This window comes from Pacificoceanicola onchidii, from assembly GCF_004804335.1.
Taxonomy (GTDB): domain Bacteria; phylum Pseudomonadota; class Alphaproteobacteria; order Rhodobacterales; family Rhodobacteraceae; genus Pacificoceanicola; species Pacificoceanicola onchidii.
Genome location: NZ_SRXY01000008.1, coordinates 19,759 through 40,075, shown reverse-complemented (window position 1 = coordinate 40,075; position 20,317 = coordinate 19,759). Strand labels below are relative to the sequence as shown.

General features: G+C 60.1%; 21 protein-coding genes and 1 tRNA gene. 12 read left to right on the top strand and 10 right to left on the bottom strand.

What is annotated here, in order from left to right:
- Positions 1–96: 96 nt before the first annotated feature.
- The 3 genes from E4662_RS19000 to E4662_RS18990 form a co-directional block, all read right to left on the bottom strand.
- Positions 97–690, bottom strand: coding sequence for a DUF1523 family protein (locus E4662_RS19000; RefSeq protein WP_136443207.1), 594 nt, complete (start codon positions 688–690; stop codon positions 97–99).
- 10 nt (positions 691–700) lie between these two features.
- On the bottom strand, positions 701–967 hold the full coding sequence (locus E4662_RS18995) for a hypothetical protein (RefSeq protein WP_136443206.1): 267 nt from the start codon (positions 965–967) through the stop codon (positions 701–703).
- A 66-nt stretch (positions 968–1,033) separates the two neighbouring features.
- A complete protein-coding gene (locus E4662_RS18990) occupies positions 1,034–1,423 on the bottom strand; it encodes a hypothetical protein (RefSeq protein WP_136443205.1) in 390 nt (129 codons plus the stop codon).
- A 50-nt stretch (positions 1,424–1,473) separates the two neighbouring features.
- Here E4662_RS18990 and E4662_RS18985 point away from each other — a divergent pair, with 50 nt between their 5' ends.
- Positions 1,474–2,025 carry a hypothetical protein gene (locus tag E4662_RS18985; protein ID WP_136443204.1) on the top strand — a complete coding sequence of 184 codons (552 nt, stop codon included), beginning with the start codon at positions 1,474–1,476 and terminating at the stop codon, positions 2,023–2,025.
- 67 nt (positions 2,026–2,092) lie between these two features.
- On the opposite strand, the gene E4662_RS18980 is transcribed toward E4662_RS18985, so the two are convergent.
- Genes E4662_RS18980 through E4662_RS18970 form a run of 3 tightly spaced genes read right to left on the bottom strand, consistent with a single transcriptional unit; the run spans position 2,093 to position 4,846 of the window.
- Positions 2,093–2,464 (bottom strand): hypothetical protein, encoded by a 372-nt coding sequence (locus tag E4662_RS18980; protein ID WP_240705251.1) that lies wholly within the window; start codon positions 2,462–2,464, stop codon positions 2,093–2,095.
- Positions 2,461–3,369: a hypothetical protein gene (locus tag E4662_RS18975; protein WP_136443203.1), complete on the bottom strand. Its 909-nt coding sequence runs from the start codon at positions 3,367–3,369 to the stop codon at positions 2,461–2,463. The genes E4662_RS18980 and E4662_RS18975 overlap by 4 nt, the downstream gene beginning before the upstream one ends.
- Before the next feature lies 1 nt (position 3,370).
- Entirely contained in the window at positions 3,371–4,846 is a 1,476-nt protein-coding gene (locus E4662_RS18970; protein ID WP_136443202.1) for an NAD-dependent succinate-semialdehyde dehydrogenase, read from the bottom strand.
- Positions 4,847–4,952: 106 nt separating this feature from the next.
- Between E4662_RS18970 and E4662_RS18965 the strand changes: the two genes are divergently transcribed.
- Positions 4,953–5,741: an alpha/beta hydrolase gene (locus tag E4662_RS18965; RefSeq protein ID WP_136443201.1), complete on the top strand. Its 789-nt coding sequence runs from the start codon at positions 4,953–4,955 to the stop codon at positions 5,739–5,741.
- 36 nt (positions 5,742–5,777) lie between these two features.
- Here the strand turns inward: E4662_RS18965 and E4662_RS18960 are convergent, their stop codons facing one another.
- Entirely contained in the window at positions 5,778–6,956 is a 1,179-nt protein-coding gene (locus tag E4662_RS18960) for an acetyl-CoA C-acyltransferase family protein (protein WP_136443200.1), read from the bottom strand.
- Positions 6,957–7,126: 170 nt separating this feature from the next.
- Here E4662_RS18960 and E4662_RS18955 point away from each other — a divergent pair, with 170 nt between their 5' ends.
- Positions 7,127–8,080 carry a PLP-dependent cysteine synthase family protein gene (locus E4662_RS18955; RefSeq protein ID WP_136443199.1) on the top strand — a complete coding sequence of 318 codons (954 nt, stop codon included), beginning with the start codon at positions 7,127–7,129 and terminating at the stop codon, positions 8,078–8,080.
- A 260-nt stretch (positions 8,081–8,340) separates the two neighbouring features.
- Here E4662_RS18955 and E4662_RS18950 read toward each other — a convergent pair whose 3' ends face one another.
- Positions 8,341–9,705 (bottom strand): mechanosensitive ion channel family protein, encoded by a 1,365-nt coding sequence (locus tag E4662_RS18950; RefSeq protein ID WP_136443198.1) that lies wholly within the window; start codon positions 9,703–9,705, stop codon positions 8,341–8,343.
- A 761-nt stretch (positions 9,706–10,466) separates the two neighbouring features.
- On the opposite strand from E4662_RS18950, the gene leuC reads away from it, so the two are divergent.
- The gene (gene leuC / locus E4662_RS18945) at positions 10,467–11,885 is read left to right on the top strand and encodes a 3-isopropylmalate dehydratase large subunit (protein ID WP_136443197.1); all 1,419 of its coding nucleotides are present in this window, start codon (positions 10,467–10,469) and stop codon (positions 11,883–11,885) included.
- A 12-nt stretch (positions 11,886–11,897) separates the two neighbouring features.
- Complete coding sequence (gene leuD / locus E4662_RS18940) at positions 11,898–12,503, top strand: 3-isopropylmalate dehydratase small subunit (RefSeq protein WP_136443196.1); 606 nt, start codon at positions 11,898–11,900, stop codon at positions 12,501–12,503.
- Between the two features lie 66 nt (positions 12,504–12,569).
- On the opposite strand, the gene E4662_RS18935 is transcribed toward leuD, so the two are convergent.
- Positions 12,570–13,202, bottom strand: coding sequence for an isopropylmalate isomerase (locus E4662_RS18935; RefSeq protein ID WP_206080314.1), 633 nt, complete (start codon positions 13,200–13,202; stop codon positions 12,570–12,572).
- A gap of 558 nt (positions 13,203–13,760) precedes the next feature.
- On the opposite strand from E4662_RS18935, the gene E4662_RS18930 reads away from it, so the two are divergent.
- Together E4662_RS18930 and E4662_RS18925 are read left to right on the top strand one after the other, a co-directional pair.
- Positions 13,761–14,594 carry a hypothetical protein gene (locus tag E4662_RS18930; RefSeq protein ID WP_136443195.1) on the top strand — a complete coding sequence of 278 codons (834 nt, stop codon included), beginning with the start codon at positions 13,761–13,763 and terminating at the stop codon, positions 14,592–14,594.
- 98 nt (positions 14,595–14,692) lie between these two features.
- The gene (locus tag E4662_RS18925) at positions 14,693–15,541 is read left to right on the top strand and encodes an endonuclease/exonuclease/phosphatase family protein (protein WP_168798019.1); all 849 of its coding nucleotides are present in this window, start codon (positions 14,693–14,695) and stop codon (positions 15,539–15,541) included.
- On the opposite strand, the gene E4662_RS18920 is transcribed toward E4662_RS18925, so the two are convergent.
- The gene (locus tag E4662_RS18920; protein ID WP_136443193.1) at positions 15,474–16,400 is read right to left on the bottom strand and encodes a Rossmann-fold NAD(P)-binding domain-containing protein; all 927 of its coding nucleotides are present in this window, start codon (positions 16,398–16,400) and stop codon (positions 15,474–15,476) included. The genes E4662_RS18925 and E4662_RS18920 overlap by 68 nt on opposite strands.
- Before the next feature lie 94 nt (positions 16,401–16,494).
- On the opposite strand from E4662_RS18920, the gene E4662_RS18915 reads away from it, so the two are divergent.
- The 5 genes from E4662_RS18915 (at position 16,495) to E4662_RS18895 (ending at position 20,276) form a co-directional block, all read left to right on the top strand.
- A complete protein-coding gene (locus E4662_RS18915; RefSeq protein ID WP_136443192.1) occupies positions 16,495–17,388 on the top strand; it encodes a LysR family transcriptional regulator in 894 nt (297 codons plus the stop codon).
- 60 nt (positions 17,389–17,448) lie between these two features.
- Positions 17,449–18,552, top strand: a complete 1,104-nt coding sequence (gene leuB, locus E4662_RS18910; protein WP_136443191.1) for a 3-isopropylmalate dehydrogenase — start codon at positions 17,449–17,451, stop codon at positions 18,550–18,552.
- A gap of 3 nt (positions 18,553–18,555) precedes the next feature.
- Positions 18,556–19,128 (top strand): GNAT family N-acetyltransferase, encoded by a 573-nt coding sequence (locus E4662_RS18905; protein ID WP_136443190.1) that lies wholly within the window; start codon positions 18,556–18,558, stop codon positions 19,126–19,128.
- 77 nt (positions 19,129–19,205) lie between these two features.
- Positions 19,206–20,156, top strand: a complete 951-nt coding sequence (locus E4662_RS18900) for a DMT family transporter (protein ID WP_136443189.1) — start codon at positions 19,206–19,208, stop codon at positions 20,154–20,156.
- Between the two features lie 43 nt (positions 20,157–20,199).
- A tRNA-Pro gene (locus E4662_RS18895) sits at positions 20,200–20,276 on the top strand.
- Positions 20,277–20,317 lie beyond the last annotated feature (41 nt).

Sequence of the window (20,317 nt, the reverse complement as noted above, 5' to 3'; positions counted from 1 at the left end):
AACCCCCTTGTTTCCCACCGCGATAGAACAGTGGGGCGGCGCAAAGGGCAAGGTATGGTTTTCGATGAGGCCCCGGATCAGGTCCGGGACCATACGTCACTTGCCGTAACGCGCCTCATCAATCCGATCACCCACGCGGGACAAAGCCGGGTCTACCCGGTTCGCCCAAAACCGCTTCCACCGCACCCGAATGGCCCAGTAGACGGCAAAAAGCGATATAAGGATCACGATATTCAGCCAGGGAATGATCCGCACATCCGGGCTGTCCACCGGTCGAACCGAAATCGCATTGGGGAATACCGTCATGAACTCGTTGCGCCAGCCGTAATGCTTGATCACAACCCATTGGGGATCTTCCGCACCAGAACGCAGATCGGCCGCTTCGGCCTGCAGGTTCGATGTGTCGAATTTGAAATAGGGCGGCCAACCCCAACCAGTGTCTTCGTTGCGATAGACCATCACGTCATCACCGGCGCGCCGGGTCTGGATGAAGAACACATCGCGCGTGGCCAGGGTGCCGTCCGAACCCACATCCGCCTGTGCCCAGAACAGGCTGTTCTCGCCCGGGTCGACCCGTTTTTCATAGGTGTCGGTGATGCGCGCAATGTCGTGCTGCGGCAGCGTGTAGTGCAGGAACGCCAGAACCAGCAGCCAGAAGGCGGCGATGAACACCCATTTCACATAGACCATCCCGGCCCCCTTAGTGGAAATTCGTCAGATAGATGATAATCCCGATCACGAGGATTGGAACCACGTAGACGCCAAGGATCAGCTTGCGGCGCAATGAGCCATCATAGTCTTGCAGGCCGTCCTCCACGAACTTGTCCCGGTCCCCTTCATGGCCTTCGTCATGCCATTCGTTGATCAGCTTGGCCCGCCGAACGCGGCGCGACCAAATGGAGAGGACGACGTAGACCACGGTTAACACCGCAAAGCCGATCACGATAAGCTGTAGAAGCGCAAACATGCTCTGGCCGTCTCCTTTCCCCTTCACCTGACGGTTTGGCGGGCGAAAATCAAGAGGGGCTGGTCCTTACCAGACGTTGTGCCGCCATCTGCGGGGTGCTGTTGCGACGGTCAAAGCCAGCAGCGGCGCCCAGATCACGGCGGCCTTGAGGCCAAGCCCGGCCATGTGCCGCCATCCCTCTGCCTCGCCAAGTGTTGTGGCAAGGGATGCGCCGCGCCAGTAGTACAGCAGCGCGAAAAGTCCGGAGGCCAAAGCCCAAGTGAGCACCGCCGAGAGAACGAAAGTCAAAGCCAAACCCAGAAGGCTCTCCGGCATCAGGCGTTCCAGGGCGCGTGCTGCAGCGACGGCGGCGATCATCAGAATAATCGCGGGGAGAGCGAGGCTGACCAGCATGGGATCACATTGGCCCGTTCCGAGGTTCCGAACAAGGGGTTGCCGGAAAACCCCACTTGTCATGACACACCATCCGCAGCAGATTCCCCGAAAATATTGTTACCGGAGGTTCCATGACACGCATTCTCGCTCTTATCGCCGCTCTCGCGGCAGCGACCCCTGCTTTGGCGGATGAGGTTACCGAGACATTGCAATCGGCTTTGCAGGCCTACGAGGATGGCGACATCCAATATGCGCTGGATGAAATCGAGTTTGCCAAGCAAAAGCTGATGGAGATGAAAACAAGCAGCCTCGGTGCGTTTCTGCCAGCTGCACCGGATGGATGGAGCGTCGAGATCAATTCGGACATGAACACCGGCCTTGCCATGATGGGCGGCGGTGTCGGGGCCGAGGCCAACTACAAGGGGCCGGACGGTCAGGATGTGAAGCTGACTCTGATGGCCGACAATCCGATGGTGGCTTCCATGGGCGCAATGGTCGCGAATGCCGCTGTCATGGGCATGAAGGTTGAACGGATCGGGCGTCAGCGGTTTGCGGTTCAGGACGAGCAGATCTTGGGTCTGATCGGAAATCGCGTTCTGGTCCAGACCGAAGGCGATCTGGACTCCGCCAAAATGCTGTTGGGCGAGATGGACTTCAAAGGGCTCGGGAATTTCGGGCTATAACGCCCGTAGCCTGATCTAACCCTGCGTCGCACATTGGTGCGACGCCAACGCTCGGTAGGGCGGGGTTCTACCCCGCCGCTCCCGCCGGTTTCAGCCAGATCTTGTAGAGCAAACGCACGCCGTTGCGCCGCGCCATCTGGATTTTGCGGCGCAGCAGGTCCATCGCCCGTGATGGGTCGGCATGATCGGCCCAGTTATCTCCGGGATCATCGGCTCCGACAATTTCCCAACCAATCTCGTCGACAGGCTCGCGAAATTGTTTGGTCACCGCTTCCATGAGCGCCACACCTTCATGCGTAACCAGAGCGTGTCTGGCCAAAGCCTCGGCCTCATGCGCCTCAAGCCAGGGCGAGCCCGCCCCGCTGCGCGCGAGGTCGGCCCAACTGTCTAACACCTGACGGGGCAAAAGCGGCTCGGGGGCGAGGAAATCGTCACTCATACGGGCCATCCTCCGGCTTTCAACGCCGCCTGGATGCGCGCCGGGGCGTCAGGGCGGCTGTCGTCGATGGCCATATCGCGGAAGAACCACCAAAGATAGGCCGCATAGTCGGGCGTCTGCTGCGCTGCGCGGGAAATGGCTTCCGCCGCACCAAGCTCCGACACGTTTGACGCGATGTGGTGAAAGTCGATCTTGCCGAAAAGCACGGCTGGTTTTTCAAGGAAGTACCCGTGCAAGGCGGTCGCAGAGTTCATCGTCGCTACGTAATCGCAGGCAGGTAGCAAGCGGTCCGTCTCGCCAGTGCCATAGCTGAAGCGGGGAGAGGCTGCGAGGCGGTCAAGAGCGCCGATTTCCTGCGGCGTGTAGCGTTCCTTCGGGTGCAACGTTGCGTGAACTTGTCGCGACGGTTCATGCTCAAGCAGCGTTTGCAGCATTTGTATGGGAGAGCAGCTTTGGAAGCTGCGCCGTTCCAGCAATCGCCCTTGCAAAGGAACAAGAGCAAACCCATCACGAGACAGCCTCGCGCCGTGAAAGTGCCTGTGACGCATGGTGTTCAGGAAACGCAGGGCCTTGTGCGGCTGTACGGTTTTGGGATCAAAGGGCGTCTTTGCAACGGGCCAGTCCCAACGTTCCGCCACCCGTTCGATGTGCCAGAAAGGCGCGAAGTAGGTTCGGCGGAATGTCAGGCCGCGTCGATTGGGCGGCGTGATCATACGAACAAGGCTGTAGCCCGAACGGGTGCGGGCTTCGTGCAGTTCTTCGGGCGTGTCGTTCCGAAGGTAAACTTCCCAGCCGTCCCCACGCAGCAGATCAACAAGCGATGTGAGGAACCCGCGCCGCCCGGCTTCCACCCGGCGGCGCAGGTCTGGATAAAGGTAGAGCCGGGCAATGCGCGGCTCTGCCATGTCAGACGCTCATGCAGAGGTACTTGAGTTCGAGATAGTCATCGATCCCATGGTGCGAGCCTTCGCGGCCAAGACCGGATTGCTTCACGCCACCAAAGGGCGCGACCTCGGTCGAGATGATGCCCGTGTTGATGCCAACGATGCCGTACTCAAGCGCTTCGGCGACCTTGTACACGCGGCTGAGGTCTTTTGCGTAAAAGTAGGAGGCGAGGCCAAAGATGGTGTCGTTGGCCATTTGGATCACGTCGTCCTCGTTTTCGAACTTGAACAGCGGCGCGAGCGGACCAAAGGTTTCTTCGGTGGCAAATGCCATGTCCTGAGTAGCGCCCGTCACAATTGTCGGCGGGAGGAAATAGCCGGGCTGGTCCAGAGGTGTGCCGCCCCCGAGGATAACCTTGCCGCCCTTTGCGGTGGCGTCGGCGACATGCTCCTGAACCTTATCGATAGCATCGCTGTTGATCAGCGGCCCAAGGTCCGTACCGGTCTCCAGACCGTCGCCCACCTTCATCTGGCCGACGCGCGCGGCCAGTTTCTCGGCAAAGGCGTCATAGACTCCGGCCTGCACGTAAATCCGGTTCGCACAAACACAGGTTTGTCCGTTGTTGCGGAACTTGCACAGGATCGCGCCTTCGACAGCGGCATCAAGATCGGCATCGTCAAAGACGATAAACGGCGCGTTGCCGCCCAGTTCCATGGAGCATTTCATCACGTTGTCGGCCGCTTGCTTCAACAGGATACGCCCCACTTCGGTCGAACCGGTGAAAGTCAGTTTGCGCACCTTCGGATTCTCGCAGAACTCCTTGCCGATGTCGGACGAGCGCGACGAGCACACGACGTTGAAGACACCCGCCGGAATCCCCGCGCGCTCTGCCAGTACGGCCAGAGCGGTCGCAGAAAGCGGCGTTTCCGCCGCCGGGCGGGCGACAAAGGCGCAACCCGCGGCAAGGGCAGGCGCGGCTTTGCGTGTGATCATGGCGTTGGGGAAATTCCAAGGTGTGATCGAGGCTGCTACGCCGATGGGCTGCTTGAGAACCGTGATCCGCTTGTCGCGCTGATGGCCAGGGATCGTCTCGCCATAGATGCGTTTGGCCTCTTCACCGAAGAACTCTACAAAGGATGCACCATAGGCAATCTCGCCCTTCGCCTCGGTCAGCGGTTTGCCCTGCTCGGCGGTCATGATGGTGCCCAGATCGTCCTGATTTTCCATCATCAGATCGAACCACTTGCGCAGAACGACGGCGCGTTCCTTGCCGGTCCAGGATGCCCAGTCCTTTTGCGCTGCATAGGCCGCGCCGATCGCTGCCTTAGCATCGTCACGAGACAGATCGGCCATTTGGGCAATCACATCGCCCCGTGCGGGATTGGTCACATCGAAGGTGGTGCCGGTTTCAACCCAAACACCGTTCACATAGGAACGCGGCTCCAGAAGGCTCGGGTCCTTCAGCAGGGATTTTAGGTCTGTTGCCTGATTGGGCATGGGTGTGTCCTCCCGCAGAATTTTTGAGGTGTGGCCGCATTCACGGTCTTGGCAAAAGGCAGAGCATTTGTTGTGGTGAATGTATAGGGGTTCTAGAGGGAATTTCATGGAACTGGACGATGCCTACGCCAACGCGCCGTATATCACTGGCGCAGCCGAGTTTCCGAAACGCTGGGCAACAGAGGCGGATGCCTTTCGCAAACGCATGTCCGTGACGGGGCGCGCGCGGTTGGGTGTCATGTATGGTCACGGCTCAAGACAGGCGATGGACCTGTTTTTGCCCGATGGTCCGATTGCCGGGTTGGTGGTCTTCGTCCATGGCGGCTACTGGATGAAATTTGATCGCTCCGATTGGTCTCATTTGGCGAACGGGGCACGGGCGAAGGGCTTTGCGGTTGCGATGCCGTCTTATGATCTGTGCCCGCGCGTGCGGATCAGCGATATCACTCGTCAGATTGCCGATGCGGTGACAGTTGTGGCGCATGAAATCAACGGGCCGATCCATCTCGCAGGACATTCCGCCGGGGGGCATCTGGTGGCGCGTCTGGCGGAGCCGGGCGTTTTGCCGGAAGATGTCCGTGCGCGGCTCAAACGTGTTTTGCCGATCTCGCCCGTGGCCGATTTGCGGCCCCTGATGAAGACCTCGATGAACCGGGATCTGAAGATCGACGAGGCCGAAGCCGAAGCCGAAAGCCCGATGCTGCACCCAGCGCCGGGTGTGCCGGTGACAGTTTGGGTGGGCGCAGACGAGCGGCCAGCCTTTGTCGAGCAGGCAAATGGGTTGGCAAAAGCGTGGGGGTGCGCCTGTGTGATCGAACCGGATCGGCACCACTTTGATGTGATCGACGGTCTGGGCGCGCCGGACAGCGCCATGGTTACGCGGCTTTTGGAGTAGGCCGGGCCGCTCTAGAAGGCCCGGCCAAAAATCAGATCAGAGACGTTCCAGCGCCAGCGCAATGCCCTGTCCGCCGCCAATGCACATCGTGATCAGCGCGCGCTTGCCGCCGATACGCTCCAATTCATAGAGCGCCTTCACCGTGATGATGGCCCCTGTCGCCCCAACCGGGTGACCAAGCGCAATCGCGCCGCCGTTCGGGTTCACCAGCGCCGGATCAAGGCCGAGCTGCTTGTTCACGGCCAGCGCTTGCGCGGCGAATGCCTCGTTGCTCTCGATGACATCAAAGTCGCCTGCCGAGAGGCCCGTCCGTTCGAAAAGCGCGCGGCAGGCCGGGATCGGGCCGATGCCCATGATGTCCGGACGCACACCCGCAAGGGCGTAGCCAAGAATACGGGCGCGCGGCGTTAGGCCAGCCTTTTCCGCGGCAGACGCGCGGGCAAGCACCAGCGCAGCGGCGCCGTCGTTGATGCCGGAGGCGTTCCCTGCGGTGACGCTGCCGTCTTTCTGGAATGCAGGGCGCAGACCGCCGAGGGCCTCAAGGGTGGTGGCCTTGGGGTGTTCATCAGTGTCGAACGCAACCATTTCGCGTCTGCGCTTCACTTCGACAGGGACGATCTGATCGGCAAAGCGGCCTTCCGCGATGGCCTTCGCTGCACGTGTCTGGCTTTCCAGGGCAAAGGCGTCCTGCGCTTCGCGGCTGATCTCGTTCTCGGCAGCGACGTTTTCCGCTGTCACACCCATGTGGCCGGTGCCAAAGGGGCAGGTCAGCGCGCCGACCATCATGTCCAGTGTGCGGATATCGCCCATCTTGGCACCCCAACGCTGATCGGGGTTGATGAACGGGCTGCGCGACATGTTCTCCGCACCGCCGACCAGTGCGAAATCCGCATCGCCCAGCATCAGGGACTGTGTGCCGGACACAATGGCTTGCGCGCCCGAACCGCAGAGGCGATTGACGTTCAGAGCCGGGGCGCTGTCGGGAATGCCCGCATCCATCGCAGCCACGCGGCTCAGGTACATGTCCTTTGGTTCGGTGTTGATCACCGTGCCAAAAACCACGTTTCCGATTTGCCCGCCTTCGACACCGGCCCGTTCCAGCGCCGCCTTTGCCGCGATTGCGCCAAGCGCTGTTGGCGGCGTAGACGCCAGTGATCCGCCGAATGTCCCAATGGCAGTTCGGGCGCCGCTCAGGATAACGATGTCGTCGCTCATGAAATTTCCCCTCTTTGATTGCCTGTGAACTATGCGTCAGCCAAATCCGGTTGTCAGCCCGGAACACCCGCAACAAAAGCGCGCGGTTTGCGATAACGCTCCGCCTGAAAGGGGGCGGTCCGGTGCGGCACAGCTTGACTCGCAAGGTCGGCGCGCGCATGGCTTGAGGCATGATTTTGCCGGATATTTCACACGCCATCGGGGGCACGCCGCTTGTTGAGCTTTCCCGAGTTGGCCAATCCCTGGGGCTTGAGGGCCGTATCCTCGCCAAGCTGGATTATCTCTTGCCGGGTTTTTCCAAGAAGGATCGGGCCGCAAAAGCAATCGTCGAGGCGGCGCGCGCGGATGGCAGCCTGCAGCCGGGCCAATGCGTAGTCGAACTGACGTCCGGCAATATGGGCACCGGGCTTGCAATTGTTTGCGGCGTTCTGGGGCATCCTTTTGTTGCGGTCATGAGCGCGGGAAACTCGGTCGAACGGGCCCGAATGATGCGCGCGTTGGGTGCAGAGGTTGTGATTGTTCCGCAGGCGGACGGTGGTGTGCCGGGGCAGGTGTCCGGTGCCGACCTCGCCCTGGTCGAAGCCGAAGCGCAAAAGATCACCCTGGAGCGGGAGGCGTTCCGGGCGGATCAGTTCGGGCATCCCGGCAATCCGGCGGCGCATGAAGCGGGAACCGCACCGGAGATTTGGGAGCAATCCGAAGGGGCGGTCACGGCGTTCTGCGATTTCGCCGGATCCGGCGGCACGCTGGGCGGCGCGGCGCGGTTTTTTGCGCGGTACGAGGTGAAATGCTACGCGGTTGAGCCTTTCGGGGCAGAAGCGATCGGAGGCGGACCCACCCATTGCCCTGATCACCCCATCCAGGGGGGCGGCTACCTGATGTCCGATCTCGTTCACTTGCGAGATGTGCCGCTTGCAGGCTGTTTGACGGTTAGCGGCGAAGACGCCCGAGCGCATGCGCGGTTGCTGGCTCAGAAAGAAGGCATCTTCGGGGGCTATTCCGCCGGGGCCAATCTTGCCGCGGCTGTCACCCTTTTGCGGGGGCCGGAACGCGGTGGCTGTGTGGCCATTGTCATCTGTGACAGTGGGCTGAAGTATCTTTCCACCGATCTCTGGCCCGGATGAAACCGCTTACTGACGTGGCAAGCTTCTGCTGTTGCGCGGCAGAGGCGCTGTATCGCGATGTCTTGGCCGGTGAAAAAATCTCTTGAACCAATCGGACAGGGAGAGCGTGTTCGTCGCGTTCGAGGACCCGCCTCTGGCCGGGACATGTGGACCCGGCGCTTGGTCAAAGCGACGTGTTGCCGGGTCCTGCCATTCCGTTTGTGAGCGATTTACGGTTCGAGCCATGCCGCGATCTTTGCAGCCTATGCCTTACCAATAGCTTAACGGATCTCGGGTTCAGACAGTTTTTCCGATGCTGCAACCGTGCCGCTATCCGGAAGAACCCGAACTTCCCGCTGCGGGAAGGGAATCGAGATGCCGTTTTCCTGAAATGCATCCCATAGCGCCAGATACACGTTTCCACGAATGTTGGTCAGACCACCCGTCGGATCGCTGATCCAGAAGCGCAGGATATAGTCCACCGAACTGTCCCCGAAGCCGACGATATGACAAACCGGCGGTTTGAAACTGAGCACCCGGTCCACACTCTTGGCGGCTTCGATTGCGATCCTGCGCACCGCATGTGGATCGTCGCCGTAAGCGGTGCCAAAGAAAATATCGAGGCGCACAAAGTCGTTGGAATGAGACCAGTTGACCACTTGCCCGGTGATCAGGTCTTCGTTCGGGATCAGGAATTCCTTGCCGTCGCGGGTGACGACGGACACGTAGCGCGCGCCAAGGCTTTGGATCCACCCGAAGGTCTCTCCGAGGCTGATAACGTCGCCGGGTTTGATCGACTTGTCGAGCAGGATGATGATCCCGGAGACCAGGTTGGACACGACTTTTTGCAAGCCAAAGCCAAGCCCGACACCGATGGCGCCGGACAGGACGGCAAGGCCGGTCAGATCCACGCCAACCAGTTTGAGGCCGATGAAGAAGGCGCTTCCGAACAGAACGACCTGAAGGAACTTAACCGCCAGCACCTGCATCGAAGGGCTGATGTCCTCGTTTCGCCGAATGCTGGCGGCACTGGAGCTTGCGACAAGGCGGGCCACGGTGATCAACAGGCCCACCAGAACGAACGCCTTGAGCAAGACCCAGAGCGACAGGCGTGACTCGCCGATGGTCAGAGCCAGACTGTCGAGAAGTGCCTGCACTTCGTCGGTCAATCCTAGGATGGACAAGGTGACCCAGATCCATGCCCCGTATCTGACCAACCCACGCGCAAAGGGATTGACGATCAACCGGGTTGCGAAGGCGATGAACAACCAGGCCGTGGCGAGGTTGCCTGCGATGGTCAAAAGGTAAGAGCGCGATGGCCAGGTGATTTCCCGCATGATCCAGACGATCGTCCAGATGCCGAGGACAAAGAGGATCATGCGGACCCGGCGTTGAACGATCAGGCCGATCCGGAGTTTCCACTTGGGCCAGCCTTCGCGAGAACGCAGCCAGTTCCCGACTTGAGGCCGCAGCCACAGCGCAAGCAGATGCACGCACAGGAACAAAACGGCGATGATGGCGATCTGATAGGCAATCCACGGACGGAACAGGCTGCCAATTGCGGCTTCGCCCTGACCGATCAGATCGGCGATTTGCTGGTTCAGTGGGCCAAGGGCCTCATCTACAGGTGCCTGTTCTGTTTCCATGCCGCCCCCTTACCCGTGATGGTACACTGCAAGAGCAGTAGGGCAAGAGATCCTGTGCAACAGGGGCTTAGGTCATTTCATGACCAGTGCAGGCGCGGTAATTGCTGTCCCATGGTCCGCCTGAATGGTCAGGGCGGCCACAGCGAGGATGGCAATCAAAACCACATTCACGATGTTCAGTGGGCTCGGCATAGCCGCTTTCACCTATTGGATGACGAAACTGTTAATGACTAAAGCTCTGTTTCCCGTTTGCGCAAGTGGACAAAACCGCCGCACCCTGCAGAACCATACTCCGAAATGGCGTAACATGCATACCTGTGCAAAAGGGGAGGAAAGGACAAATCTTTAAGCGGTTTTTCAAGAATCAAAGCTAACCCGTATTGTTCGCAAGGCAAAAAGGGTTTGTTCACACGCCGAAGAGGAGGCGTCCGAAGCTTTCCCATTGCATCTCAGGTCTCCCGTATGGCCACAGTGACCCGGAACGATGGCCGCCGGTAACGTTGGAAATCAGATCAGGGCCATTTGCTTTCTGGCGAGCGGCGCATACCAGACGTCAGCCCGCTCTTGCGAGACTCAGACAAAGCGCGTAAACGGCAACCTATGAGCAAGATCATCAATCTCGGTGACCGCGTCCGCCTCCGCGAGCGCTTTCATGGTGCTACGCACACCGTGCTCGCCCGCCTATGAGGCGCGCGGATGTGTCCGCGTGACCGTCCAGCCTGCCTGACAGCCAGCCTATTTTCAAAAACGGGAGAGGACCCATGTCCCCCAAAACGCTCTATGATAAAATCTGGGATGCGCATGTCGTATCCGAAGACGCAGACGGCACCTGCCTTCTCTATATTGACCGTCACCTCGTTCACGAAGTGACCTCGCCGCAAGCCTTTGAAGGGCTGCGCATGGCGGGCCGCAAGGTGCGCGCACCGGAGAAGACGATTGCCGTTCCGGATCACAACGTCCCGACAACAGCGGGCCGTGAAGATCCCAAGAACATGACCGAGGACAGCGCCATTCAGGTGGCCGCACTCGACAAGAACGCCAAGGATTTTGGCATTCACTACTACCCGGTGTCTGACATCCGTCAGGGAATCGTGCACATTGTCGGCCCGGAACAGGGCTGGACCCTGCCGGGCATGACCGTTGTCTGCGGCGACAGTCACACCGCGACCCACGGCGCATTCGGCGCGCTGGCGCATGGTATCGGCACCTCTGAGGTGGAGCACGTTCTGGCGACGCAGACGCTGATCCAGAAGAAGTCTAAAAACATGAAGGTCGAGATCACCGGCAAGCTGCGCCCCGGTGTGACCGCCAAGGACATCACCCTTGCCGTCATCGGCGCAACCGGCACCGCCGGCGGCACTGGTTATGTCATCGAATACTGCGGTGAAGCAATCCGTGATCTGTCGATGGAAGGCCGTATGACCGTCTGCAACATGGCCATCGAAGGCGGCGCACGCGCGGGCCTGATCGCGCCGGACGAGAAGACCTATGAATACGTCCAGGGCCGTCCGCATGCGCCGAAGGGTGCGCAGTTTGAGGCCGCCCTGAGCTGGTGGAAAACGCTCTTCACCGACGAAGGCGCGCATTTCGACAAGGTCGTCACGCTCAAGGGCGAAGAGATCGAGCCGGTTGTGACCTGGGGCACCTCGCCCGAGGACGTTCTGCCGATCTCTGCTGTTGTGCCGTCTCCGGAGGATTTCACTGGCGGCAAGGTCGACGCGGCCAAGCGCTCCATCGAGTACATGGGTCTGACCTCCGGCCAAAAGCTGACCGATATCGAGATCGACACGGTCTTTATCGGCTCCTGCACCAACGGCCGCATCGAAGATCTCCGCGCCGCGGCTCAGATCGTCGAAGGCAAGAAAATCAAGGTTGGCCGTGCCATGGTTGTGCCGGGCTCCGGCCTTGTGCGCGCTCAGGCCGAAGAGGAAGGTCTCGACAAGATCTTTACCGATGCTGGCTTTGAATGGCGTCTTGCGGGCTGCTCCATGTGCCTTGCGATGAACCCCGATCAGCTGTCCGAGAACGAGCGGTGTGCGTCCACGTCCAACCGCAACTTCGAAGGTCGTCAGGGCTACAAAGGCCGTACGCACCTTGTGTCCCCGGGCATGGCCGCAGCGGCAGCGCTGACCGGCAAACTGACGGACGTGCGCACCCTGATGTCCGAAACCGCAGCGTAAGGAGCCACGAGAATGGACAAGTTCGAAAAACTCACGGGGATCGCGGCCCCCATGCCGCTGGTCAACATCGACACCGATATGATCATCCCCAAGGTCTTTCTGAAGACCATCAAGCGCTCCGGCCTTGGCGTGAATCTCTTTGACGAGATGCGGTTTGACCGGGAAGGCAACGAAATCCCCGATTTCGTGCTGAACCAGCCGCAATATCGTGAGGCGGAAATCCTCGTGGCGGGCGACAACTTCGGTTGTGGCTCTTCGCGGGAACACGCCCCGTGGGCGCTCAAGGATTTCGGCATCAAGTCGGTCATCTCGACCAGTTTCGCTGATATTTTCTACAACAACTGCTTCAAGAACGGCATCCTGCCGATCGTTCTGCCGCAGGAAGCTGTCGACGTTTTGATGAAAGACGCTGAAAAAGGCTCCAACGCGCGCATGATCGTGGATCTGGAGAACCAGACGGTGAGCAGCTCCGAAGGCGAAAGTTTCTCCTTCGAGGTGGACCCGTTCAAGAAGCATTGCCTGCTTGAAGGGCTCGACGACATTGGTCTGTCGCTTGAGAAGGCTCCGGCGATTGACGCCTTTGAAGAAAAGGCGGCGCAGGCGCGTCCTTGGGTCTAAGCGAAGCCGGATCGAACAGAACGCCCGCCCCATCCTGGTGGCGGGCGTTTTCTTTTGTCGAACGGATCAGTGCCCGTTGCGATTGAACGGCATGTTCGGATCAGCCGCGCCGCGCGAATGCTTTCGCCGTTTCCGGCGTCCTCTGATCGCATAGATCGCGTTGACGAGGATCAGAAGGATCCCGGACAACTCCAAAATCCAGTTCATCCGCATGCCGCCCAACTCCATCCGGATCACCGCATCGAAATGGTGCATACCCACGGCGCGGATCGCGACAAAGGTGAGCAAAACGGCAAACCCGATCAAGGCCAGCCCAACGCGATGGAACGCACGCCGCATGCGGTATAGTGCGATGGACAGCACAAGCGTGCTTATCCCGAGTAGGGCGATGATGAACTTCGCCTGAAACGCGCGGCGTTCGTCATACCACCCCTGCAGCTTCGAGATGCAGCGGCCTGTTGCGGTGAGCGCGGATTGAAGGTCCAGCTGTTTGTTGATGCACAAAGCCAACAGCAGGACGCCAAGGAACAACCAGAAACGCCGATCCCGCCGCCGCACCCGCGACGCATACAAGGCAAGGCAGCCCGCAAGAGCATAGGCCGCCACCGTCGCCCATCCCATAATGCTCGGGTCGCCGATGACAGGCGACCAGCGTTTCTCGACGCACGCCAAAAGTTCAGGAAGTGTCAATGAGTCCAAGGAAGCCTCTCGCTCGATCTGCCGCGACCTTATTGGGCCAAAAGTGTTGGGTAAATCAGAAATACCTGAGCCATTGGAAGCTCAAGAACGGGGTGGTGACAAGACCGCCCGCTTCGCGCGCGCCTTTCAGTTGGAGTGTTTGCGCATAGGCCACCACGATTTTCCTTGCGAACCCAAGCTGGTTATCGCGGGAGTTGGCGTCACGCGTGTAAGCGATGCGGGTGAGTCTCTTATAACGTGTTGTGCGTTAATGATAAATTAACGAATTGACGCCAGATAGCGTTATCACGTCGTGCCTCCTGCGGGCGAGTGCTCAACATCTAGTAGGAGGCCATAGCCGTGCCGCAAACTGGTCTTGGGATTGATGCATTCAGGCACCAGTGACCTCGCGAAATCGCCTCAAATTTGGTGATCCTGAAAAGCCTGTATTGTCGATCCTTGGGAAAAGGGGCAAAACTTGGGCAATAATGAGGCGAACCGCCTTAATCGGCGGAAACATCAGTCAGGAACAAGGGTGCGGCATCGAATCGCGCTCGTCCGAACTGAAGGGGCAGGTCAGTGATCAGACGCATGATCAGTGCGGGCGCGAGAGCGTTCCTTGTGGCATTGGTAATTGCCATGCCAGCAGCGATGCTTCCGGGCGTCTCTGCAGATACGGCACAAATGGTGGCCCTGCTGGCCTTGGTTGCGGCGGCACTGACCTTCGTTGAATACTTCTCCGAATTCCCGTCGCTTCTCGAATTCCGTGACGCACCGCCATACAATCGCATGCGCTTTCTGGCGCTGTTTTTCACTGTTCTGGTTCTTTGCGTCATTCATCGCGGGGCAGTGCATCCGACAGTGTTCAGCGATTTTCTGGCATCGATTGGCGCGGTCCTTGGAAATGCGATTGATTTCCCGTTCTCGCCTGTGCGCCTGATGGTGCTTTTGGCTCCAAGCAACGCGGCGCTGGAAGACATCAGCCTGCTTCGCACCTCTGCTGGTCTTGCTTACATCGTCTCCATGGTGGCCTTGGTGCTGTTCGTTTTTGCCGTCCGCATCATGAATTGGCCGATCCGGCATGGCGCGTTCAATTTCTGGGTCAACCTGCCGCTGTTTGATCCGACAGCTGGCGGCGACATCCTGAATCGGCTCAAGCGAGACGCTGCCGTTAACGTTGTATTAGGGTTTCTTCTGCCATTCCTGATCCCGGCGGTTCTCAAGAGCGCCTCGGTCTTTGCCTATGAAATCAATCTGACCGACCAACAGACAGTGATCTGGACAATGAGCGCATGGGCCTTTCTGCCTGTCAGCCTGATCATGCGGGGAGTCGCGCTGCTGCGCATCGCCGAGTTGATCGAAGAAAAGCGTCGGCGGGCCTATGCGCAGGCGGACTTGCACGCGCCTGCCTGACATTTCTGGTTTTTCTGCTGGCTTTGCCCGCTACGGCGGAGACCTTTCGCGTTGCCACATACGCCGGGGATTTCAGCCGGAAAGGGCCGGGACTTCTATTGAGGGATTTGTCCAAAGAGGGCTCGGTTCCGGGGCTGGAGACACTTGTTTCGGCCAATCCTGACATCGTGCTCCTAACTCATGTTGATTTCGACGCTGGCTTGGCCGCGTTGAGTGGGATGCAGACCCGTTTGAAAAAGGACGGGCTTGATTTGCCTCATAGCTTTGCAGCGCGGCCAAACACCGGCATGCCGACGGAGTTGGATCTGGACGGGGATGGCAGGCTTGGTGGCCCGCGGGATGCGCAAGGGTACGGCTGGTTTTCGGGACAGGGCGGGCAAGCGATCCTGTCGCGTTGGCCGATGCGGCTCGTCGCGGATCAATCCACGTTGCTATGGGAAAATGCCCCCGAAACGCTGATGCGCCGCGAAGACACGGGGGCAGGCATACAACGTCTGTCGACCAGTGCCCATTGGGCCATAGAGGTTGCACATCCAGACGGGCCGATCATGCTGTTGACCGTTTCCGCGACGCCGCCCGTCTTCGATGGCCCCGAAGACCGGAACGGGCGGCGCAACCGGGATGAGGTGCTGTTGTGGCTCCATGCCCTGAACGGTGCTCTGCCCCCCGATTTGCCCAGCTCAGTGATCCTGCTTGGCAATCTCAACCTCGATCCAGAGCGCGGACAGGGCTTGCGCGCCACCATGGATGACGTGCTCGCGCATCCGCGCCTACAGGATCCGCTGCCTGGTCAGGCGACCGTACGCTGGGAGCGGGCCGGTGAGATGCGGGTGTCCTATGTTCTTCCGGATCGCCGGTTCTTGGTCCGGGACGCCGGGGTCAGCCCGCCGGAGCCGGACGCGGGGCCGCACCGTTTGGTTTGGGTCGATCTGGACCTTTCGCCCTAAGGACCGGCTCAATGGCGCGCGCGAGTGCTTCTGCCGGGGGCGTTGGGGCAAACGTGGGCAGCAGATCATGTAGCGTCGAGCCATCCAGCCTGTGGGGCTTGTTCCACAGATACCGCATCTCCTGCAGACACCGGGCCATAGGCCAGAATGGGCTGAGCAGACGCAAGGGCAACCAGTTCATGGGTTTGGCGCGAACGGGCTTCCCGAGAGCTTCGCCACACAATTGCGCCATCTCTTCACCGGTCAGGGTATAGCCGGGGAAGGGAATGTCGTTGAACTGCGGAAGCGCATGACGCTGCTCGGCAAGCATGACGGCTGCCTGGGCCATATCAGGCAGATACGCCCAGGCATGGGGGCGATCCAGGGCACCGGGGTAGGTTAGAACGCCCTTGGAAAGCGTCGGAGCCATGATCTTGTCGAACCAGTTGCCGGAGGCTTCCGTGTCCAGAAAATCCCCTGCGCGCAGCACGATGGTTTGAACGCTGGAGGCTTTGTAGGCGGCCTCAAGATCAATGCGCAGGCGGCCTAGCGGGTTTAGCGCGCGATGCGGGGTGCTCTCGTCCCACTGCTCGGGTGCATCTTCTCCGAAGACATAGACATTTCCGGGAATCAGAACGGTGGCCCCAGAGGCTTGCGCGGCGGAGATGACCTGTGCCGTCAAGGCCGGCAGATCTCTCGCCCAATCGGTGTAAGCCGGGTTCCAGCCGTTGACGATCACGTCCACGCCCCTGGCCGCCTCCTTTAAGGTGTCGCTGGAGCGATCGAATAGTGTCACGCGCCAGCCGGCATTCCAGAATGCCTCGGCGGCATTGCGTCCAAACCGGCCGGAGCCACCGAGGATCAAGACTCTTCCACTCATGGCCATCTCCATGTTCCTAACAGCGAGAACAGAATGCGCTATGCGCGTGTGGTTTGAAATTGTCAGGATTTGCATATCGTGTATTCATCCGTGAATGGCTGATCTGTCTAAACTCGACTGGTCTCTGGTTCAGACCTTCCTGTCCGTGGCGAACCATGGCTCGCTCTCGGAGGCGGCGCGGACGCTGGGGATTTCGCAACCCACCGCAGGACGGCAGATCGCGCGGATTGAAGAGGCGTTGGATCTGGAGCTTTTCACCCGGCAACCGCGCGGCCTGGCTCTGACCGAAGGCGGACGCGCTTTGCTGCCCCACGCAGAGGCCATGGCGGAAGGGATGCGCGGTATGTCCCTCGCAGCGGCGGGCCGGTCGGCCTCTCTTTCCGGTCCGGTTCGGATTACGGCCAGTGTCTTCATGGCGCATCACCACCTGCCGCCGATCCTTGCAACGCTGCGGGCCGAGGAGCCGGAAATCAGCATTGATCTGGTGCCAACGGACTCGCCGGAAAACCTGCTCTATCGCGAGGCAGACATTGCCGTGCGGATGTATGAGACCGAACAGCTTGATATCGTGACAAAAAAGCTGGGCACTCTGAAGCTGGGTCTTTTTGCAGCCAAGAGTTATCTAGAGCGAACCGGGCGTCCGGAACACTTTGGCGATGTCTGGTCGCGCGATCTGGTCGGGTATGACCGGTCTGATTTGCTGGTGCGCGGAATGCGGGAGTTCGGGCTTGCGGCCACGAGGGATTGGTTCGCGACACGCTGTGATCATCACGGGGTGTGCTGGGAGCTGATCCGCGCCGGGTGCGGTATTGGCATTGCTCAGGTTTCCGTCGGCGACACGGACACCACGGTCGAGCGGTTGTTTCCCGAAGTGCCTCTGCCCGGCCTGCCGGTCTGGCTGGCCGCGCATGAAGCCGTGCGCACCACACCGCGGATCAGGCGGGTCTGGGATGCGCTTGAGACCGGTCTGAGGCCCTTGCTTTCTTGACCATTCCACGCAGCTTGGGTAGGCGATGCGCAAGAGATTTTCCGCACAAGGACAGCCCCCATGACCAACCCTTCGCTCCTCATCCTGCCCGGCGACGGCATCGGCCCCGAAGTCATGACCGAAGTTCGCAAGGTCATCGACTGGTTCGGTGCCAAGCGCGACCTGACGTTTGACGTGAGCGAGGACCTTGTTGGCGGCTGCGCTTACGACAAGCACGGCACACCGTTGCACGACGATACGATGGCCAAGGCTCAGGAAGTCGATGCGGTTCTGCTCGGCGCCGTGGGTGGCCCGCAGTACGACGACCTTGATTTCTCGGTCAAACCGGAGCGTGGCCTGCTGCGACTGCGCAAGGAGATGGACCTTTTCGCCAACCTGCGCCCGGCGCAGTGCTTTGACGCTCTGGCGGATTTTTCTTCGCTGAAGAAAGACGTTGTGGCCGGTCTCGACATCATGATCGTGCGCGAGCTGACCTCCGGCATCTACTTCGGTGAGCCGCGCGGCATCATCGAAGAGGGCAACGAGCGCGTCGGCATCAACACCCAGCGCTACACCGAGAGCGAGATCGACCGTGTTGCGCGCTCGGCCTTTGAGCTGGCCATGCGCCGCGACAAGAAGCTGTGCTCCATGGAGAAAGCCAACGTCATGGAATCCGGCGTCCTGTGGCGCGAGGTTGTGACCGAGGTGGCGAAGGATTACCCCGAGGTCGAGCTGTCCCACATGTACGCTGACGCTGGCGCGATGCAGCTCTGCCGCTGGCCCAAGCAGTTCGACGTGATCGTGACGGACAACCTCTTTGGCGATCTGCTGTCGGACGCGGCGGCGATGCTGACCGGATCGCTTGGCATGTTGCCGTCCGCCTCGCTTGGTGCGCCGATGGAAAACGGGCGTCCCAAGGCGCTGTATGAGCCGGTGCACGGCTCCGCGCCGGACATTGCTGGTCAGGGCAAAGCCAACCCGATCGCCTGTGTTCTCAGCTTCGCCATGGCGCTGCGCTACTCTTTCGATCAGGGCGCAGAAGCGACCCGCCTTGAAGACGCCGTTGAGAAGGTTCTGGCGGACGGCTACCGCACTGCGGACCTGCTGGGCGAAGAAGGCAAGCAGCCGGTCAGCACCTCCGAGATGGGTGACGCCATCGTCGCAGCGCTGGACGCCAGCCTGTAACCGATGCAGATCTCCGAAGGTCTCAAACCAGAACACGCGGCCCAAGCGGCCGCGCTCTATTGGGAGGCTTTCGGCGGCAAGCTGGGAAAACTCATGGGTCCGGGCGAACGCGCCCGGGCCTTTTTTGCGGATACGGTCAATACTCGGGCTGTCATCTCGGCCACAGACGGGGGAACCTTGCTCGGAATTGCGGCTTTCAAAGCAGGCGGGCAGGGGTTCAGTTCCAGCGGGCTTGCCGATCTATGGCGTCACTACGGAATGAGTGCGCTCTGGCGCGTGGTGCCATTGGCTATGTTGGAACGAAACGCGCCTGACGGCGTTTTGCAGATGGATGGCATTTGCGTCGCCGCTGCCGCCCGTGGTCAGGGTGTTGGTAGCGCACTTTTTGATGCGCTTTTTGCCATGGCGCAAAGAGAAGGATTCGACGCGGTCACGCTCGATGTGATCGACACGAATCCCCGGGCAAAAGCGCTCTATGAGCGGCTCGGCTTTGAAACCACGGGGACGGAGAGCGCCAGTGTCCTGCGCGGCGTGCTTGGATTTGACTACGCAACGCGCATGGTGCGCAAACTCTAGCTTGCTCCTGTACGATGGCTCTTTACATGGCGCGCCTGTCGTAGTTTGACATTGCAGACCCACGACAGGATCGGACCATGACTCCAAACGCACAAGGCGCAGGCTTTGGCCTGTTCGCCTTCGCCCTCTTTGCCACGCATGATGTCGTCATCAAGTTCCTCGGCGCGCACTATTCGCCGTTCCAGTTGATCTTCTTCTCGACGCTCATGTCCTTTCCGCTTGTGACGTTCATGTTGATGCGCGACGCGACCCACGGGAACCTGCGTCCGGTGCACCCATGGTGGACAGCCCTGCGAACGGCTTGTGTTGTGGTCGCCGGCATGTGCGCATTTTATGCCTTCACGGTGCTGCCGCTGGCGCAGACTTACGCCATCCTGTTCGCCGCGCCCCTGATCATCACCATCCTGTCCATTCCTGTCCTTGGGGAACGAGTGGGCTTGCATCGGGGCGCTGCCGTGCTGGTTGGGCTGATTGGGGTTCTGGTTGTTCTGAGACCCGGAACCGCGCCGATGTCCGCTGGCCATTTTGCGGCCATGGGCTCCGCTGTGTTTGGAGCGACGGCCTCTATCATCGTGCGCAAGATCGGGCGGGACGAGCGTGCGGTTGTGCTGTTGCTTTACCCCATGGCCGTCAATTTTGTTTTGGTTGGAGGATTGATGGTCACTGTCTACCAGCCAATGCCTCTAACGCATCTGGGCGGCGCGGCGCTGATCTCGTTTCTGGGATTTCTGGCGGGGCTCTCGCTGATCGCGGCCTACAAGCGCGGAGAAGCGGCCATTGTGGCGCCCATGCAGTATTCCCAGATCATTTGGGCGTCCATCTTCGGCTATTTCATCTTCAGCGAAACGATCGACACGCAGACCTTTGTCGGTGCGGGAATCATCATTGCGTCGGGGCTTTACATCGTGACTCGCGAAGCTGCGAAGGGTGCCACGTCTCAAACCCCGGTTTTGCGGACCCGTTCGCGCGGATATGGTTCGTCTTTCCGCATTTCTCCGTTCCTGCGGTCAAGAAAACAGGAAAAGTGATCTTGCCAAAGCCGCGCGGCTGGTCTACTCCGCGCCTCACGGTCGGAGCGTAGCTCAGCCTGGTAGAGCACTGTCTTCGGGAGGCAGGGGCCGGAGGTTCGAATCCTCTCGCTCCGACCAAATCACAAACATTATATCGGTTTCCCCTATGCGGGGCGTAT

Bases quoted from the DNA above. Each gene is read 5' to 3' on its own strand.
- E4662_RS18995 (WP_136443206.1), bottom strand. From the start codon at position 967: ATGTTTGCGCTTCTACAGCTTATCGTGATCGGCTTTGCGGTGTTAACC.
- E4662_RS18970 (WP_136443202.1), bottom strand. From the start codon at position 4,846: ATGCCCAATCAGGCAACAGACCTAAAATCCCTGCTGAAGGACCCGAGC.
- E4662_RS19000 (WP_136443207.1), bottom strand. From the start codon at position 690: ATGGTCTATGTGAAATGGGTGTTCATCGCCGCCTTCTGGCTGCTGGTT.
- leuB (WP_136443191.1), top strand. From the start codon at position 17,449: ATGACCAACCCTTCGCTCCTCATCCTGCCCGGCGACGGCATCGGCCCC.
- E4662_RS18915 (WP_136443192.1), top strand. From the start codon at position 16,495: ATGGCTGATCTGTCTAAACTCGACTGGTCTCTGGTTCAGACCTTCCTG.
- E4662_RS18980 (WP_240705251.1), bottom strand. From the start codon at position 2,464: ATGAGTGACGATTTCCTCGCCCCCGAGCCGCTTTTGCCCCGTCAGGTG.
- E4662_RS18920 (WP_136443193.1), bottom strand. From the start codon at position 16,400: ATGAGTGGAAGAGTCTTGATCCTCGGTGGCTCCGGCCGGTTTGGACGC.
- E4662_RS18955 (WP_136443199.1), top strand. From the start codon at position 7,127: ATGATTTTGCCGGATATTTCACACGCCATCGGGGGCACGCCGCTTGTT.
- E4662_RS18985 (WP_136443204.1), top strand. From the start codon at position 1,474: ATGACACGCATTCTCGCTCTTATCGCCGCTCTCGCGGCAGCGACCCCT.
- leuD (WP_136443196.1), top strand. From the start codon at position 11,898: ATGGACAAGTTCGAAAAACTCACGGGGATCGCGGCCCCCATGCCGCTG.
- E4662_RS18960 (WP_136443200.1), bottom strand. From the start codon at position 6,956: ATGAGCGACGACATCGTTATCCTGAGCGGCGCCCGAACTGCCATTGGG.
- leuC (WP_136443197.1), top strand. From the start codon at position 10,467: ATGTCCCCCAAAACGCTCTATGATAAAATCTGGGATGCGCATGTCGTA.
- E4662_RS18990 (WP_136443205.1), bottom strand. From the start codon at position 1,423: ATGACAAGTGGGGTTTTCCGGCAACCCCTTGTTCGGAACCTCGGAACG.
- E4662_RS18905 (WP_136443190.1), top strand. From the start codon at position 18,556: ATGCAGATCTCCGAAGGTCTCAAACCAGAACACGCGGCCCAAGCGGCC.
- E4662_RS18965 (WP_136443201.1), top strand. From the start codon at position 4,953: ATGGAACTGGACGATGCCTACGCCAACGCGCCGTATATCACTGGCGCA.
- E4662_RS18900 (WP_136443189.1), top strand. From the start codon at position 19,206: ATGACTCCAAACGCACAAGGCGCAGGCTTTGGCCTGTTCGCCTTCGCC.
- E4662_RS18975 (WP_136443203.1), bottom strand. From the start codon at position 3,369: ATGGCAGAGCCGCGCATTGCCCGGCTCTACCTTTATCCAGACCTGCGC.
- E4662_RS18950 (WP_136443198.1), bottom strand. From the start codon at position 9,705: ATGGAAACAGAACAGGCACCTGTAGATGAGGCCCTTGGCCCACTGAAC.